General features: G+C 70.0%; 12 protein-coding genes. 4 read left to right on the top strand and 8 right to left on the bottom strand.

All coding sequences use genetic code 11. The features are described from left to right. Positions 1-14: 14 nt before the first annotated feature. The 5 genes from glpK to ACFPQ9_RS36435 all read right to left on the bottom strand — a co-directional run bounded on the left by glpK (position 15) and on the right by ACFPQ9_RS36435 (position 6208). The gene (glpK, locus tag ACFPQ9_RS36455) at positions 15-1526 is read right to left on the bottom strand and encodes a glycerol kinase GlpK (RefSeq protein WP_380863031.1); all 1512 of its coding nucleotides are present in this window, start codon (positions 1524-1526) and stop codon (positions 15-17) included. A gap of 22 nt (positions 1527-1548) precedes the next feature. Further along, positions 1549-2274 carry an MIP/aquaporin family protein gene (locus ACFPQ9_RS36450; protein ID WP_380863029.1) on the bottom strand — a complete coding sequence of 242 codons (726 nt, stop codon included), beginning with the start codon at positions 2272-2274 and terminating at the stop codon, positions 1549-1551. A gap of 497 nt (positions 2275-2771) precedes the next feature. Then, entirely contained in the window at positions 2772-4421 is a 1650-nt protein-coding gene (locus tag ACFPQ9_RS36445) for an EAL domain-containing protein (protein WP_380863027.1), read from the bottom strand. A 174-nt stretch (positions 4422-4595) separates the two neighbouring features. Next, on the bottom strand, positions 4596-5786 hold the full coding sequence (locus tag ACFPQ9_RS36440) for a lipid-transfer protein (protein WP_380863025.1): 1191 nt from the start codon (positions 5784-5786) through the stop codon (positions 4596-4598). After that, positions 5783-6208 carry a Zn-ribbon domain-containing OB-fold protein gene (locus ACFPQ9_RS36435; RefSeq protein WP_380863023.1) on the bottom strand — a complete coding sequence of 142 codons (426 nt, stop codon included), beginning with the start codon at positions 6206-6208 and terminating at the stop codon, positions 5783-5785. The genes ACFPQ9_RS36440 and ACFPQ9_RS36435 overlap by 4 nt, the downstream gene beginning before the upstream one ends. 167 nt (positions 6209-6375) lie before the next feature. On the opposite strand from ACFPQ9_RS36435, the gene ACFPQ9_RS36430 reads away from it, so the two are divergent. Together ACFPQ9_RS36430 and ACFPQ9_RS36425 are read left to right on the top strand one after the other, a co-directional pair. Then, the gene (locus tag ACFPQ9_RS36430) at positions 6376-7188 is read left to right on the top strand and encodes a M15 family metallopeptidase (RefSeq protein WP_380863021.1); all 813 of its coding nucleotides are present in this window, start codon (positions 6376-6378) and stop codon (positions 7186-7188) included. A gap of 47 nt (positions 7189-7235) precedes the next feature. Further along, positions 7236-7772: an NUDIX domain-containing protein gene (locus ACFPQ9_RS36425; protein ID WP_380863019.1), complete on the top strand. Its 537-nt coding sequence runs from the start codon at positions 7236-7238 to the stop codon at positions 7770-7772. Here ACFPQ9_RS36425 and ACFPQ9_RS36420 read toward each other — a convergent pair. Next, entirely contained in the window at positions 7763-10141 is a 2379-nt protein-coding gene (locus ACFPQ9_RS36420) for a glycoside hydrolase family 31 protein (RefSeq protein WP_380863017.1), read from the bottom strand. The genes ACFPQ9_RS36425 and ACFPQ9_RS36420 overlap by 10 nt on opposite strands. 212 nt (positions 10142-10353) lie before the next feature. On the opposite strand from ACFPQ9_RS36420, the gene ACFPQ9_RS36415 reads away from it, so the two are divergent. Together ACFPQ9_RS36415 and ACFPQ9_RS36410 are read left to right on the top strand one after the other, a co-directional pair. Next, positions 10354-12321 (top strand): acetoacetate--CoA ligase, encoded by a 1968-nt coding sequence (locus ACFPQ9_RS36415; protein WP_380863015.1) that lies wholly within the window; start codon positions 10354-10356, stop codon positions 12319-12321. Positions 12322-12496: 175 nt separating this feature from the next. Beyond that, positions 12497-13396, top strand: a complete 900-nt coding sequence (locus ACFPQ9_RS36410) for a hypothetical protein (protein ID WP_380863013.1) — start codon at positions 12497-12499, stop codon at positions 13394-13396. Positions 13397-13461: 65 nt separating this feature from the next. Here ACFPQ9_RS36410 and ptsP read toward each other — a convergent pair whose 3' ends face one another. After that, positions 13462-15132 (bottom strand): phosphoenolpyruvate--protein phosphotransferase, encoded by a 1671-nt coding sequence (gene ptsP, locus ACFPQ9_RS36405; RefSeq protein ID WP_380863011.1) that lies wholly within the window; start codon positions 15130-15132, stop codon positions 13462-13464. Between the two features lie 82 nt (positions 15133-15214). Beyond that, entirely contained in the window at positions 15215-15664 is a 450-nt protein-coding gene (locus tag ACFPQ9_RS36400) for a PTS sugar transporter subunit IIA (RefSeq protein ID WP_380863009.1), read from the bottom strand. Positions 15665-16051 lie beyond the last annotated feature (387 nt).

Below are 16051 nucleotides of genomic sequence, written 5' to 3'. Positions count from 1 at the left end.
TCTTGCTCTCTTTCTCAGCTCTCGCCGTCTTCCTCCCAGCCGAAGCTCTTCTCCACCGCCTTGCGCCAGTTGTGGTACTCGCGGTCGCGCACCTCGGCGGTCATGGTGGGCGTCCACTCGGCGTCCTTCGCCCAGTGAGCCTTGAGCTCATCCAGGTCGTTCCACACGCCCGTGGCCAGCCCAGCCGCGTACGCGGCGCCCAGACAGGTCGTCTCGGAGATCTTGGGCCGGATCACGGGCACGTCGAGTACGTCGGCCTGGTGCTGCATGAGGAGGTTGTTCTTCGTCATGCCACCGTCGACCTTCAGGGTCGTGATCTCGACTCCGGAGTCCTGGAACATCGCGTCCACGACCTCGCGGGTCTGCCAGCTCGTCGCCTCCAGCACCGCGCGGGCGAGGTGCGCCTTGGTGACGTAGCGCGTCAGGCCGGTGATGACACCGCGGGCGTCCGAGCGCCAGTACGGAGCGAACAGGCCGGAGAAGGCGGGCACGATGTACGCGCCGCCGTTGTCCTCGACGCTCTCCGCCAGGGGCTCGATCTCGTCGGCGGTGCGGATGATGCCGAGCTGGTCGCGGAACCATTGGACCAGCGCGCCCGTTATGGCTATCGCACCCTCCAGGCAGTACACCGGCGCCTCGTCGCCGATCTTGTAGCCCATCGTCGTCAGCAGCCCGCTCTTCGACGGCACCGGCCGGTTGCCCGTGTTGAGCAGCAGGAAGCTACCGGTGCCGTAGGTGTTCTTCGCGGTGCCGACGTCGTAGCAGGCCTGCCCGAACACAGCCGCCTGCTGGTCGCCCAGGGCCGAGGCGACCGGCACGCCGGCCAGCTGCCCGACAGCGGTCCCGTACACCTCGGCGGAGGACCTGATCTCCGGCAGGACGGCCTCGGGCACGTTCATGGCGGACAGGATCGAGGAGTCCCACTGGAGGGACTCCAGGTTCATCAGCATGGTGCGTCCGGCGTTCGTCACGTCGGTCACGTGCCGCCCGCCGTCCGTGCCGCCGGTGAGGTTCCAGATGAGCCAGGAGTCTATGGTGCCGAAGGCGATCTCGCCGCGCTCGGCGCGGGCCCGCAGACCGGGCACGTTGTCCAGCAGCCAGGCGGCCTTGGGACCGGAGAAGTAGCTGGCCAGCGGCAGTCCGGTCTGCTCGCGGAACCGGTCCTGACCGTCCGAGCCGCCGAGCTGGTTGCACAGCGCCGCGGTGCGTGTGTCCTGCCACACGATGGCGTTGTGCACCGGCTTGCCGGTCGCGCGGTCCCACAGGACCGTCGTCTCGCGCTGGTTGGTGATGCCGAGCGCGCTGATCTGGTCGGTGCGCAGTCCGGCCTTGGCGATCGCTCCGGCGACCACCGCCTGCACCTTGGACCAGATCTCCGTCGCGTCATGCTCCACCCAGCCTGGCTTGGGGAAGATCTGGCGGTGCTCGCGCTGGTCGACGGCCACGATCGCGCCGTCCTGGTTGAAGATGATGCAGCGGCTCGAGGTCGTTCCCTGGTCGATTGCGGCGACGAACTTGTCCGTCATGACGTCCCCTTCGTCGGATCCTTCAGAACGCTGCGTTGAAGATGACCCCGGACAGCGCCCCGCCGATCAGCGGTCCCACCACCGGGATCCACGCGTAACCCCAGTCCGAGGTGCCCTTGTTGGGAATCGGGAGCACGGCGTGGACGATGCGGGGGCCCAGGTCACGGGCCGGGTTGATGGCGTACCCCGTGGGACCGCCGAGCGACAGACCGATGCCGACCACGAGGAACGAGACGATCAGGATCGCGGTGCCCGACACACCGAGCCCCTTGGTCAGACCGAACGCCAGGATCGGCAGCACCAGCGCGATGGTCGCGATGATCTCGGTGATCAGGTTCGCGACGGTATTGCGGATCGCGGGGGCGGTGGAGAAGATCCCGAGCGTCGGCTGGGCGATCTCCTTGTCGGCGTTGGCCTGGAACTGCGCGAAGTAGACCAGCCAGCACAGCACCGCACCGAGCATCGCGCCGACCATCTGGCCGGCGATGTAGATGTGGACCTTGTCCCAGTTCCCCGTGTCGATGGCGATCCCGATCGTCACGGCCGGATTGAGCTGTCCACCGGACAGCGGGGCCGCGGTGTACGCGCCGGCCATGACGCCGAACCCCCAGCCGAACGCGATGACGATCCAGCCCGAGTCCTTGGCCTTGGAGTAGTTCAGAAGGACGGCGGCTACGACGCCGGCCCCGAAGAGGATCAGGATCGCGGTGCCGATGACCTCACCAAGGAAAATGTCTCCGTTGCTCATGGCTGCTCCTAGGCCCTGGCCGGGACGATCGGCCCCGGTTCTTCGTGCGGGGTGCGTTTCCCATGGCGACTTCAGACGAAGGCGGAGGGTCCCGCGCCCCGCCCGGCGTCCATGACGAGCGTGCCGTCGCAGCCGAATCGCCCGTGGGGGAGGGCCTTTGCACAGGCGCATCCACGCGGCGCAGTGCGTGGATACGCCGAGAATGTACGGCCATGTCGGCTGACACCGGGAAGTGTTCACCGGTGTCCAGGGGGCGTCAAGGTCGCTGACGCCAACGGTTCGGGGTGTGCCGACGGGCCACGGGCGCACGCCTTCCGTGCTCGGGGCACGCCTGACCGGAGGTGAGACGGGACTGGGACGGGACACCGGAGTCTGCTGAGGCCGGCAGGTGGGCCAATTGCTGCTGGACTCGGCAGGGGTCGCAGGCCAACGCTGTGCAGCTGTGCTGAGGCCCGCGGTTGCCTTTCGGTCACCGCCGACCTCGTGGGGAAAGCGTCTCACCCCCTGCCGGGCTCCGCCACCGCGCAACCGGCGGCGGGTGCCTCTTCGACTCCGCGAAGGATCTCGTGCCCGGGCAGCCCGGCGCGCCCCAGGACCCAACTTGCCCCGCTCAGTGACTTCGCTGCCTTCTTCAGCGGCGCCAGACAGGAGGCAGCCTGCCTGTGGTCCGTCACGCTTCCGGGTTCGCACAGAACCGTGGCCAGGGACAGCGTGACAGGGCGCCCACCCGCCGACCACGGCGCGTCCAGCACCGAGGCGGCCAGCGGGTTGAGACCCTCCGGGTCGGCGAGGACCAGGAAATCGTCCCCGCCGATGTGGCCGACGCGGGTGTTGTCCGTCGCCACGTGCTGAAGCGCCCGTCCGACCGACCGGATCAGCTCGTCGCCGGCCGCGAATCCGGCACCGTCGTTGACCTGCTTGAAGTGGTCCACATCGAGCCAGCTCAGGGCGAACCTCCGCCCGTCCGCGATCCGCCGGTCCACCTCACCGGTGATCGCGTCGGATCCTGGGAGCCGGGTCAGCGGATTGAGCCCGGCGGCCTCCTCGACCCGGTTCTCGGCGAGCGCGCGCACGAGGTCCGCGAGCCGTACGACGCCCACGCACCGGCCGAACCGGTCGACCACGGCGACGTCGTCCGAGGTGCGGTCCCGGCCGCCGTCCGCGACCACGTCCAGGACCTCCCAGGCCGTGGCGTCGACCCCCACCGTGCGAGGCGGGTCGCCGAGCTTGGCCGCGGGCCGGTCGGCGTACAGGGCGTGGCCGTAGCGGCCCGACATCGACAGCAGGAAGCGGGACCGGTGCACCGATCGCACCGGGATGCCGTGCATGTCCACCAGCAGCACCCCGGACACTTCCGGGCACCCGGTCAGCAGCGCCCGGACCTGCCCGGCCGACGCGGTGGCGGGCAGGAGTGCAGCCGGCCGCACGAACTCCCGCACCGAAGGTCCCGAACGAGGCGTCACCGGCAGGCCTGGTGAGCGCGGCGGAACGTATACCTCCGCCGCGGGCAGCCGGGCAGGCGGAGCGAACAGCTCGCCCTGAGCCAGCTGCGCACCAGCCGCTCGGGCAGCCGCGCACTGGAGTTCCGTCTCCACCCCCTCGACGCACACGAGTGCCCCCAGCTGCTCGCACAACGCCCGCATCGCACTGATGGCCGCCGGCCGCGCCAACAGGGACGCGTCCAGTTTCACCAGCTCCGGCGACATGTCGGTGAGCAGCCGCAGCGGGACGTCCCCGTCGCCGACGCCGTCCGCGCTGATCCGGAACCCCTGGTCCCGCAGCGCGCCGACCGCCTCCAGAAGCGCCTGCTGGGGCACGTGCGTGTACGGCGGGCCGATGTCGATCGTCACCTCCCACGGCAGCCGCCCCGCCGCACGGACAGCGTCGTGCAGCGGCGTCAGCCCGCCGAGGTCGCCGAGAGTGCCGGCGAACACGTTGACGTACAGGGGGAGCAGTGTCTCCTTGCGAGCCGCCGCACGGAACGCCAACACGGCGAGCTGGCCGTCGAGTTCGGGATCGCGGCGCGCCTCGGCCAGGACGTCGCCGGTCTCCGGGCGGGCCAGTATCTCCAGCCCCGCGACCCCGCCGGTCGTCAGATTGACCACCGGTTGGAAAGCGAAGCGGAGAGTATCCGTCCAGGAGTGCACGGCAGCATACTTGCGCTCCCTGAGCCCGCCCGAGCCCAGTTCATGAGACGTTCACGCAGGATTCCCAGCTGCTCACGCTCTGTAGATAGATGCTGATCGCCTGGGGTGCGAGCGAGGCTGATGCAACGGTGGTCCGACCACCCGCACGGGCATGCTACGGCCGCCGCACCGCTCTCAGCGCACCGCGACCACCGCCGCCCCGTGCCCGAACAGCCCCTGGTTCGCGGCGATGCCCACCCGCGCACCTGGGACCTGGCGGTCGCCCGCGACGGCCCTCAACTGCCAGGTCAGTTCGCATACTTGGGCGATGGCCTGGGCCGGCACCGCCTCACCGAAGGAAGCCAGTCCGCCGCTCGCGTTCACTGGTATGCGTCCTCCAGGCGCCGTCGTGCCCTCTCTCAGCAGCTTCGCGGCCTCCCCTGCGCCGCACAGCCCGAGATCCTCGTACCACTGCAACTCCAGTGCGGTGGACAGGTCGTAGACCTCCGCGAGGGACAGATCCTCGGGTCCGATCCCCGCCTCCTCGTAGGCGGCTCTGGCGATCGACTCCCGGAAAGTCTCGGCCGCCGGCTGCACCGCCACCGCGGAGTCCGTCGCGATGTCCGGCAGGTCCAGCACGGTGTTGGGGTAGCGCGGCGTCACCGTGGAAACCGCCCGTATCCGCACCGGATTGCCGGACCCGTGCCGACGTGCGAAATCCATCCCGGCCAGCACGAGCGCCGCCCCGCCGTCCGACGTCGCGCAGATGTCGAGCAGCCGCAGCGGGTCGGCGACCACCGCGGAGGCGGCGACCTCCTCGGCAGTGACCGCCTTGCGATAGCGCGCGTTGGGATTGAGCGCGCCCAGGGCGGAGTTCTTCACCTTGACCTGCGCGAAGTCTTCGGGTGTGTCCCCGTGCACCGCCATCCGCCGACGGGCGTACAGCCCGAAGTAGGTCGGATTCGTCGCACCCAGAACACGGAAGCGCAGCCAGTCCGGATCCTCGGGCCGGTCGCCGCCCGCAGGCCGGAAGAAGCCCTTGGGGGCCGCATCGGCACCCACCACCAGCACCACGTCCGCGAGCCCCGAAAGTATCTGCGCCCGTGCGGTGTTGACCGCCTGCGCCCCCGAAGCGCACGCCGCGTACACGCTCGTGACCCGGGCGCCCTGCCAGCCGAGCGCCTTCGCGAACGTCGCCCCGGCCACATACCCCGGATAGCCGCCCCGCACGGTGTCCGCACCGATGATCGCCCCGATGTCCCGCCACTCCAGGCCCGCGTCGGCCAGCGCCGCGCGTGCCGCCGCAACGCCGTACTCGACGAAGTTGCGCCCCCACTTGCCCCATGGGTGCATACCCGCGCCGAGCACCGCCACGTCGTCCGTCATGCCGTCACCCCCGTCGGTCGCCACTGCCAGGTCGTCCAGATCATCTCCGCGTCCTCATGGAGCACACCGGGGACGACCTCCACCTCCATGCCCACCGTCAGATCGGCGACGGTGACCCCGGGAACCGCCTGTCCCAGCACCACGAGGCGCTCGGATTCCAGTTCCACAGCGATCAACGTGCACGGCTCCCACGGAAGTTCCGGATTGGTCACATAGGGTGACGGAGGCCGATAGTGGCTGTCGGTGAAAGACCAGACGCGCCCGCGCGGGGAAAGACGGACTTCCTCCAGGTCACCGCCGGGGCAGGCCGGATTGCGGCAATGAGCGTCCTCACGAGGAAAGAACACCGACGTACACACGGAGCAGCGAGTACCGATCAGCCGGAAGTCCTCCCCGTCACCGGTGAACCACCCGGCAACCACAGGCGTACGCGTACGTGGCACATCCCCTCCCGGCCAGCGATCTGACGGAACGTCAGAAAGTGTGCCACGGCCAATGCGATAGCGGCAGGGCGCCGGATTCGGCCTTCGGAAGGAACCGTGACCGATCGCTTCCCGGGCGGACCGCGCACCTGATAGATGCAGGAGACATGACACGACTCTCGACCCTGGCGCGGCGATTGACCGTCACCCTCGCCACGCTGCTCGCCGTGACCGCCGCACCCCCGACCGCCCAGGCCAAGACCGGGACCGACAAGGCCCCGAAGGACTTCGTGGCGCTGAGAACCGTGGACCCGACCATCATCCAGGAGATGCGGTACTTCACCCCGCACAACTTCGTCGGCGAACGCATCGACGGCTACCGGCAGCCCCTCTGCATCCTCACCCGACCCGCCGCCGAAGCGCTCCACAAGGCCCAAAAGCGCCTCCTGCGCCAGGGGTACTCGCTCAAGGTGTACGACTGCTACCGCCCGCAGCGCGCCGTCGACCACTTCGTGCGCTGGGCCGAGGACCTCGACGACGAGGCCATGAAGAGCGAGTTCTACCCGAACGTCGACAAGACCCGGCTGTTCCTCGACGGCTACATCGCGGAGAAATCCGGCCACAGCCGCGGCTCCACCATGGACCTGACCATCGTCAGGCTGCCGGCCAGGCCGACCCGGCCGTACGTACCCGGAGAGCCCCTGCTGCCCTGCTACGCACCCAAGGGTGAGCGCTTCCCCGACAACTCCGTCGACATGGGCACCGGCTTCGACTGCTTCGACACCCTCTCCCACACCCTCGACCCGCGCATCCAGGGCCGACAGCGCGCCAACCGGCTGCTCCTCAAGGGCACCCTCGAAGCCCTCGGATTCGTGAACCTCGCCGAGGAGTGGTGGCACTACACGTACAAGCCGGAGCTGTACCCGGACACCTACTTCGACTTCCCCGTGTCCTCGAAATCCCTCACGACGCACAAGTGACCGGCCCCCGGAAGACGCCCTTCCACCCATCGGATACAGTCCGCCGCGTGTCCGAAACTCAAGCCTCCGTTCCCAACTCCGCAGCGGACTCCCACTGTTCGACCTGCGGCGCGCCCTACGGAGAGGGCGTCTCCGGCTGGCCGCGCACCTGCCCGGTGTGTGGCGCCGTGGCCTACCGCAATCCGTTGCCGGTGGCCATCGCGCTCCAGCCCGTGTACGACACGAAGGGCACCGCCCTGGTCGTCGTCACCCGCACCATCGCCCCCGCGCGCGGGGGCATCGCCCTGCCCGGCGGCTACATCGACGACCGCGAGGACTGGCGGCATGCCGTCGTCCGCGAACTCGGCGAAGAGACCGGGATCGACGCGGCCGACCGCGACGTACGCCTCGTCGACGCGATGAGCTCCCCGGACGGGCACCTACTGCTGTTCGGCCTCCTTCCGGAGCGGCCCGCCGACCGTCTGCCGACGTCGGCCGCAACGGACGAGACCGAGGGCTGGCACCTCCTGCGCAGGCCGGAGGAACTCGCCTTCCCACTGCACACGCTGGCCGTGCGGGCCTTCTTCGAGGGCCGTTACATCTGAGCCCCACGCCCGCCGAGCCCGCGTACCCGCACCGGACGTGGTGACGGGATCACGCCGTCCTCGCGATCCAGCTCGACGGCCACCCGGTCGCCCACCCAACGGGTGACGTAGCGCTCGACCTCAGGCTCGTCCCAGCCATCACCCGCGTCCGGCACCACCAGCCCGCCCCCGGCCCGTCCCCGGGCGGGCGCCCACACCTCCAGTTCCAGCCCGCCGTCGTCCCCACGCACGGGGACGACGGCGCCCGAGCGCGCGAGCACCGGGATCCGAGTCATGGGCGCGTCCACGAGAACCTGCCCCGGCCCTTCGTACGCCCGCTCCGTCGCCGTGTCGTACCAACGCCCACGCGGCAGCTGCACGGCACGCCGGTCGGCACCCGGATCCAGCACCGGCGCCACCAACAGCCCGTCACCGAGCAGAAACGCATCCTCGCACTCGCGCAGCGCGCGGTCCTCGGGCGCCGACCACCACACCGGACGCACATACGGCGCCCCCGTACGCCGGGCCAGATGCGCCAGCGTCATGAAGTACGGCAGCAGCCTCCTGCGCTCGACGAGCGCCACGCGCGCGTGCTCCAGAACCTCGGGTCCGAACTCCCACGGCTCCCTGCGCCCGGCCCGCAGACTCGCGTGCGTACGGAACAGCGGCAGGTACGCGGCCAACTGGAACCACCGCAGGTACAGCTCCGGCGACGGACTTCCGTCGAAGCCGCCCACGTCCGGCCCCGAGTACGGCACTCCGCACAGCCCGAGCCCCATGACCAGCGACAGCGACGCCCGCAGCCCGGGCCAGCCCGTGGCCACGTCCCCGGACCAGGTGCCTCCGTAGCGCTGCATGCCGGCCCATCCGGAGCGCGAGAAGACGAAGGGGCGCTCGTCGGGCGTCAGTTCACGCAGGCCTTCGTAGGCCGCCCTGGCCATGCACAGGCCATAGACGTTGTGCGCCTCCCGGTGGTCGCCGCCCCGCCCCTCCAGGGAGTGCGCGGCCGAACGCGGCAGCGTCGACTCCCCGAAGGCGGTGAAGGAGGTCGGCTCGTTCATGTCATGCCAGAAACCCGCGAAGCCCTGCGCCAGCCGCTCCTCGTACAGCCCACCCCACCACTGCCGCACGCGCGCGTGCGTGAAGTCGGGGAAGACGGCCTCCCCGGGCCACACCACACCCCGCACGACCTCCTCCGAGGCGTCCCGCACGAACGCGTCCTGCGCCGTCCCCGCGTCGTACACGGCGTTGCCCGGCTCGGCCTTGACCGCGGGGTCCACGATCGACACCAGCCGGATCCCGTCCCGTCGCAGGTCCTCGGCAAGCTGCGGCAGCTTGGGGAAGGCCTCGTGGCCGACCGTGAACACCTGGTGCTCGTCGTAGTGGTCGATGTCCAGATGGACCGCGTCCAGCGGCAGATCCCGCGCCTGGTAACCCGAAACGATCCGCCGCACCTCCTGCTCACTGCCGAACCCCCACCGCGCGTGGTGGTGCCCGAGCGCCCACGCGGGCGGCAGCGCCGCCCCACCGGTCAGAGAGGCCCACACCAGCAGCACGCGCGCGGGAGTGCCCACCATCACCCAGCAACGCAACGGACCGCCGTCCATCCGCAGCTCGCAGGTCCCCGCCCGGTCATGGCCGGAACCGGCACCCTCCTCGCCCTCCCGCAGCGTCACGGTGCCGTCCCACGAGGTGTCGTGGAACGCCAGGTGCGTCGCGGCGTCGGCCACGACCAGCTGCACCGGCATGGTGATGTACAGCGGATCGTCGCCGGGATCGAACGAATGCCCGGGGTCGGTGTTCCACAGCCGGTACGTGCCGTCCCTGAGCCGAGGTCCCGAAGCCCGCCCCCCGAGCCCGAAGATCCGCGCGTCCGCGGCCACCTCCGAGCGCTGCATCCACCGCGCCGGCCCACCCGCGACCGGCTCCCACCAGCGCGGCGGCAGATCACGGCGCAGCGTCACACCACCGGGCGTCTGCACCTCCACGGCGCCGTGCCGCGAGATGACCACCGTCACCCGCTCGGCCACGACCCGCCAGCCACCGTCCTTGTCGGGCTCCAGGACCGCCCGGGGGTCCGGCTCCGGACAGCGGCCGGCGAGCGCGTACGACGGCTCGGGAGCCGCCCCGTCCCAGCCCCAGAAGACCGCCCCGTTCACCGTCACGGTCACGCACAGCTCGGACCGGCTGAACCGGATCACGCCGCCGCCCGGCCCGGGCCGCACCTCCTGCACGGGCCCGGGCACACGAGCACGCTCGGCACCCCGGGGCGGCAGCCCCGCGGCGTCCGCACGCTTCCTGCGCCACGCCGCTCGTACGGTACGCAACCCCTGGGCCGCCCCCACAGAACCGACCACCTTCATCGAACGCACCAGGTCACGACCGTCCATGCTGCTCAGCCTGCCATTCACCGCCCCACACGCGTGTGCCGTTCAACTGCCGTTCACCAGTGCCGGGACCACATCTTCACGACACGGACTATGTGGGGCGGACCCTGGTGTAGAAGTCGATCACATGGCATCGTCCGTGTCATCCGCGTCACGCGCACACCCCCGCCGTGCGCGGAAGACGCACACGACGCGCACAGTCCGGGAGCCGCTCCATGTCGATCGTGAACCCCCAGCCGCTGTGGCAGCCAGACCCGCAGCGCATCGCCCGAGCACAAGTCACCCAGTTCCAGGCCTGGGCCGCCGAAAACCACGGTGCCCCTGCCGAGGGCGGCTACGAGGCACTGCACCGCTGGTCGGTCGACGAACTGGAAACGTTCTGGAAAGCCGTCACCGAGTGGTTCGACGTCCGCTTCTCCACCCCCTACGCGCGCGTGCTCGGCGACCGCTCCATGCCCGGCGCCCAGTGGTTCCCCGGCGCCACCCTGAACTACGCCGAGCACGCCCTGCGCGCAGCCGAGACCCGCGCGGACCAACCCGCACTCCTGCACGTCGACGAAACCCACGAGCCCCGCCCGGTCACCTGGTCCGAGCTGCGCCGCCAGGTCGGCTCCCTCGCCGCCGAGCTGCGCGCCCTCGGAGTACGTCCCGGAGACCGCGTCAGCGGCTACCTCCCCAACATCCCGCAGGCCGTCGTCGCCCTCCTCGCCACAGCCGCCGTCGGCGGCGTATGGACCTCCTGCGCCCCCGACTTCGGCGCCCGCAGCGTCCTCGACCGCTTCCAGCAGGTCGAACCGGTCGTCCTGTTCACCGTCGACGGCTACCGCTACGGAGGCAAGGAGCACGACCGCCGCGACACCGTCGCCGAACTGCGCCGCGAACTGCCGACCCTGCGAGCGGTCGTGCACATTCCGGTCCTCGGCACCGAGGCCCCCGAGGGCGCCCTGGAATGGTCGGCCCTGACGGCCGCCGACGAGGAACCCCTCTTCGAGCAGGTCCCCTTCGACCACCCCCTCTGGGTGCTCTACTCCTCCGGCACGACCGGCCTCCCCAAAGCCATCGTCCAGTCCCAGGGCGGCATCCTCGTCGAGCACCTCAAACAGCTCGGCCTGCACTGCGACCTCGGCCCCGAGGACCGTTTCTTCTGGTACACCTCGACCGGCTGGATGATGTGGAACTTCCTCGTCTCCGGCCTGCTCACCGGCACCACGATCGTCCTCTACGACGGCAGCCCCGGCTATCCCGACACCGCCGCCCAGTGGCGCGTCGCCGAACGCACGGAAGCCACCCTCTACGGCACCTCGGCCGCCTACGTCATGGCCTGCCGCAAGGCCGACGTGCACCCCGCGCGCGACTTCGACCTCTCCAAGGTGCAGTGCGTCGCCACCACCGGCTCACCACTGCCGCCCGACGGCTTCCGCTGGCTGCACGACGAAGTCCGCGACGACCTCTGGATCGCCTCCGTCAGCGGCGGCACCGACGTGTGTTCCTGCTTCGCGGGAGCCGTGCCCACCCTGCCCGTGTACGTCGGGGAGCTCCAGGCCGCCGGCCTCGGCACCGACCTCCAGTCCTGGGACCCCAGCGGCAAGCCCGTCATCGACGAGGTCGGGGAGCTCGTCGTCACCAACCCCATGCCGTCCATGCCGATCCACTTCTGGAACGACCCCGGCGGCAGCCGGTACCACGACAGCTACTTCGACACCTACCCCGGCGTATGGCGCCACGGCGACTGGATCACCATCACCTCACGCGGCTCCGTCGTCATCCACGGCCGCTCCGACTCGACCCTCAACCGCCAGGGCGTCCGCATGGGGTCGGCCGACATCTACGAAGCCGTGGAGCGCCTCCCCGAGATCAAGGAATCCCTCGTCATCGGCATCGAACAGCCCGACGGCGGCTACTGGATGCCCCTGTTCGTCCACCTGGTCCCCGGCGCCGTGCTCGACGAGGCCCTCCTGAACCGCATCAAGCAGACCATCCGCGAACAGCTCTCACCGCGCCACGTCCCCGACGAGGTCATCGAGGTCCCCGGCGTCCCGCACACCCTCACCGGCAAGCGCATCGAGGTCCCGGTCAAACGCCTCCTCCAGGGCACACCCCTGGACAAGGCGGTCAACCCCGGCTCCATCGACAACCTCGACCTCCTCCACTTCTACGAGGAACTCGCCCGCAAGCGCGCCTGACCGAACGGACACACGGCCCCGGACCCACGTGGAGTCCGGGGCAGGCCGCACCGAGAACCCCTCCGACCTGCGCGATTACGAGCGACCGGCTCACCATGCACCTCACCCCGACGCCGTTGTCAGTGCTGCCAGTTACTGTGAGTGAGCATTGATCGACTGCGTATCAGGGGGAAACATGGCGCACACCGACCACCAGACCATGCGACGCGTCCTGCGCCGCGAGATCGCCGGCACGATCGGCCTGCTGACCGACGAGCACGACTTCCGCGCGATGCGGCGCTACCGCAGCTTCACCTTCGACGACCACAAGATCTACCTGGAACAGGTGGAGGCACTCCTCAGGACCCGGGCCTCCCGGGGCAGCCATACGACGATCGCTCTCTTCGACCCACAGGAGTACGCGGAGTTCTGCTCGGACACCGGCCTCGACCCCGACGCCCCGTCGAGCCGCACGCGCTTCACCGCCGAACTCGCGACCACCGGGCCGACCATCCCGTACGACGGCCGGCCGCTGTCGGATGTCGTCCCGGCCTTGGTCGACGAAGCCGTCCGACAAGCCACCTGGGAGTACGCGTCCATCCTCCTGGCCCGCCTCGGCACCTGCGCCACCTGCGGCGAGGACATCGGCCGCGCGGCATTCACCCGCGCCTCCGACCTCCTCGTACGCATCCTCGACACAGCCCCGCCGGGCACCCGACACCTCGTATGCAGCATCACCGGAACCCCGGAAACACTGCTCTCCGTCCTGCACGCCGACGAGAACGACCAGGGCGCCACAGACCTCGACGAGGCCGAAGCACTGGAGTTCACCACGGTTCTCGCCCTCGGCCTCGCCACCCGGAGCCCCGGCGGACTCGTGATGCGGACCAGCGCGCCCGGCACAACCGACCGCATCTACGGCTGGCGTCTGCGAGGAGACGGACTGGAACCCCTCACGGCGGGAGAGGTCTTCGACGCATACTGCACCGACCACGAATCCGGCGACCTCATCTCCCCGGAATCAGGCGTCGACTACTGCGTGCCCCCGGACCTCGGAGGCGGAAGCGACGTAACCCCGCCCGGACACCACCACTGAGACGCGGCAGGGGCGCCCCACCCGATGGTGGAGCGCCCCATAACAACCCGCGGTGCTGATCCGGCTTACTCGCCCGACAGCACCGCCTGAGCGGCGCTCCGCGCCTCCTCGGCGCTGTCCGCCGCCCGCGCGGCCGCAGCGGCACGCTCACACTGCGCCAGCGTGTACTTCGTCAGCGTCGCCCGGACATAAGGAATGGACGCCGAGCCCATGGACAGGGAGGTGACACCCAGACCGGTCAACACACAGGCCAGCAGCGGGTCGGACGCGGCCTCACCGCAGACACCGCAGCTCTTGCCCTCGGCCTTCGCCGCCTCCGCGGACAGCGCGACCAGGTCGAGCAGCGCGGGCTGCCACGGGTCCTGAAGGCGGGACACCGCACCCACCTGACGGTCCGCGGCGAACGTGTACTGCGCGAGGTCGTTGGTCCCCAAGGACAGGAACTCGACCTCCTGAAGGACCGAGCGCGCCCGCAGCGCGGCGGAGGGGATCTCCACCATCGCCCCGAACTTCGCCTGCAGCCCGGCGTCACGGCACGCGTCCGCGAACGCCTTGGCGTCGGCACGGTCCGCCACCATCGGGGCCATGACCTCGAGGTAGACGGGCAGCCCCTCCGCCGCCTTGGCAAGCGCAGTCAGCTGGGTCCGCAGTACGTCGGGGTGGTCCAGCAGCGTGCGCAGCCCACGCACGCCCAGCGCGGGGTTCGGCTCGTCGGCCGGCGTCAGGAAGTCCAGCGGCTTGTCCGCACCCGCGTCCAGGACGCGGACCACCACCCGGCCCTCGGGGAAGGCCTCGAGAACTTGCCGATAGGCCTCGACCTGCTTCTCCTCCGACGGCGCCTTCTTGCTGTCGTCCAGGAAGAGGAACTCGGTACGGAACAGCCCGATGCCCTCGGCACCCGCCTCGACGGCGGCCGGAACGTCCGCCGGTCCGCCGACGTTCGCCAGCAGCGGCACCTTGTGACCGTCGGCGGTGGCACCCGGCCCCGTCGACGCCGCGAGCGCGGCCTTGCGCTCGGCGGCAGCGGCCTCGAGCTCCGCCTTCTTCTCGGCGCTCGGGTTCACGAAGATGTCGCCTGTACTGCCGTCGACGGCGATGACCGTACCCTCGGCGAGCTCACCGGCACCTGGCAGCGCAACCACGGCCGGCACCCCGAGCGCCCGCGCCAGAATCGCGCTGTGACTGGTCGGCCCGCCCTCCTCGGTGACGAAGCCGAGAACGAGGGTGGGGTCCAGCAGCGCCGTGTCGGCGGGCGCGAGGTCGCGCGCCACCAGGACATAAGGCTCGTCGCTGTCCGGCACACCCGGCATCGGAACCCCGAGCAGCCGGGCGACGATACGATTCCGCACGTCGTCAAGATCGGCCACACGACCGGCAAGGTACTCACCGGCACCGGCCAGCAGCTCGCGGTATGCGGCGAAAGCGTCGTACACCGCACGCTCGGCAGTGCTGCCGACGGCGATCCGCCGGTCCACGTCCGCCATCAGCTCGGGGTCCTGGGCCATCATGGCCTGCGCCTCGAGCACCGCCTGGGCCTCGCCGCCCGCCAGGTTGCCGCGCGCCATCAGGTCGGCTGCCACAGCCTCCACCGCCTTGCGGGCGCGCCCCTGTTCACGCTCCGCGTCTTCGGCCGGAATCTGCTTGGCAGGCGGTTCCAGGACCGCCGTTCCCATGTGCCGAACCTCGCCGATGGCCACACCGTGGCTCACGCCGACGCCTCGCAGCGTTGTCTCCATCTCACCCGTCTCCGATAGTGCGGCGGGTCCCGCCGCCGCGGTGGTTGTCGTCCTTACTCGCCGCCATGGGACGGCACCGAAGTCACTTCCAGGTGAAGAGACTGTCGCCGGCCTTCACATCGCCGCTGTCACGCAGATCCGAGAGAGCCTCGGCCGTGGCCTCGAGGGCCACGATCGGGCACACCGGCGACTTGCCGGCCGCTTCCACGGCCGCGGGGTTCCAGCGCACGATGGCCTGGCCGCGGGTCACGGTGTCGCCCTTGTTCACGAGCAACTCGAAGCCCTCGCCGTTGAGCTGCACCGTGTCGATACCGAGGTGGGTGAGCACCCCATGACCTTCGTCGTCCACGACGACGAAGGCATGAGGGTGGAGAGAGACGATGACCCCGTCCACGGGAGAAACGGCCTCGGAGGGCTCACGTACGGGGTCGATCGCGGTGCCCGGGCCGACCATGGCCCCGGAGAAGACGGGATCCGGTACGGACGCCAGTCCGACGGCGCGTCCTGCGAGTGGGGACGTCACGGTGGTCATGGGAAACCTCCCAGGGGTGGAGATCGTTATGGGCCGTCTCTGCCTGTGCCGGACGGCACACTGTTCAGCAGGGTATGTCACATGAAGTGCCGGTTCCGCGTGGGCACTCCAGAGTGGTCTAGACCATACCGCAAATCGATTTGCACGCGCTCCGCGGCCACGTGTACAGTCGTACTCCTGCTTGGGGCCGAGTGACGCAACTTGGCGTCCTTGCCCGGCAGCACCCAACTTGTCAGATCCTATCTCGGGGTCACTTTCTGCATGCCCGCAGGACAGTGGTCAGAGGGCCGGAAAAACACTGATAGAGTTTGGAACACCGAAGGGAAGCGCCCGGAGGAAAGCCCGAGAGGGTGAGTACGAAGGAAGCGTCCGTTCCTTGAGAACTCA

The sequence above is a fragment of the Streptomyces coerulescens genome (assembly GCF_042657965.1).
Lineage (GTDB): Bacteria > Actinomycetota > Actinomycetes > Streptomycetales > Streptomycetaceae > Streptomyces > Streptomyces coerulescens.
Note: the sequence above shows the minus strand (reverse complement) of the source record. Positions and strands in the feature narration are given on the sequence as shown.

Coding starts and splice junctions, on each gene's coding strand:
- ACFPQ9_RS36420 (WP_380863017.1), bottom strand. CDS start 10,141: ATGGACGGTCGTGACCTGGTGCGTTCGATGAAGGTGGTCGGTTCTGTG.
- ACFPQ9_RS36400 (WP_380863009.1), bottom strand. CDS start 15,664: ATGACCACCGTGACGTCCCCACTCGCAGGACGCGCCGTCGGACTGGCG.
- glpK (WP_380863031.1), bottom strand. CDS start 1,526: ATGACGGACAAGTTCGTCGCCGCAATCGACCAGGGAACGACCTCGAGC.
- ACFPQ9_RS36440 (WP_380863025.1), bottom strand. CDS start 5,786: ATGACGGACGACGTGGCGGTGCTCGGCGCGGGTATGCACCCATGGGGC.
- ACFPQ9_RS36415 (WP_380863015.1), top strand. CDS start 10,354: ATGTCGATCGTGAACCCCCAGCCGCTGTGGCAGCCAGACCCGCAGCGC.
- ptsP (WP_380863011.1), bottom strand. CDS start 15,132: ATGGAGACAACGCTGCGAGGCGTCGGCGTGAGCCACGGTGTGGCCATC.
- ACFPQ9_RS36450 (WP_380863029.1), bottom strand. CDS start 2,274: ATGAGCAACGGAGACATTTTCCTTGGTGAGGTCATCGGCACCGCGATC.
- ACFPQ9_RS36430 (WP_380863021.1), top strand. CDS start 6,376: ATGACACGACTCTCGACCCTGGCGCGGCGATTGACCGTCACCCTCGCC.
- ACFPQ9_RS36410 (WP_380863013.1), top strand. CDS start 12,497: ATGGCGCACACCGACCACCAGACCATGCGACGCGTCCTGCGCCGCGAG.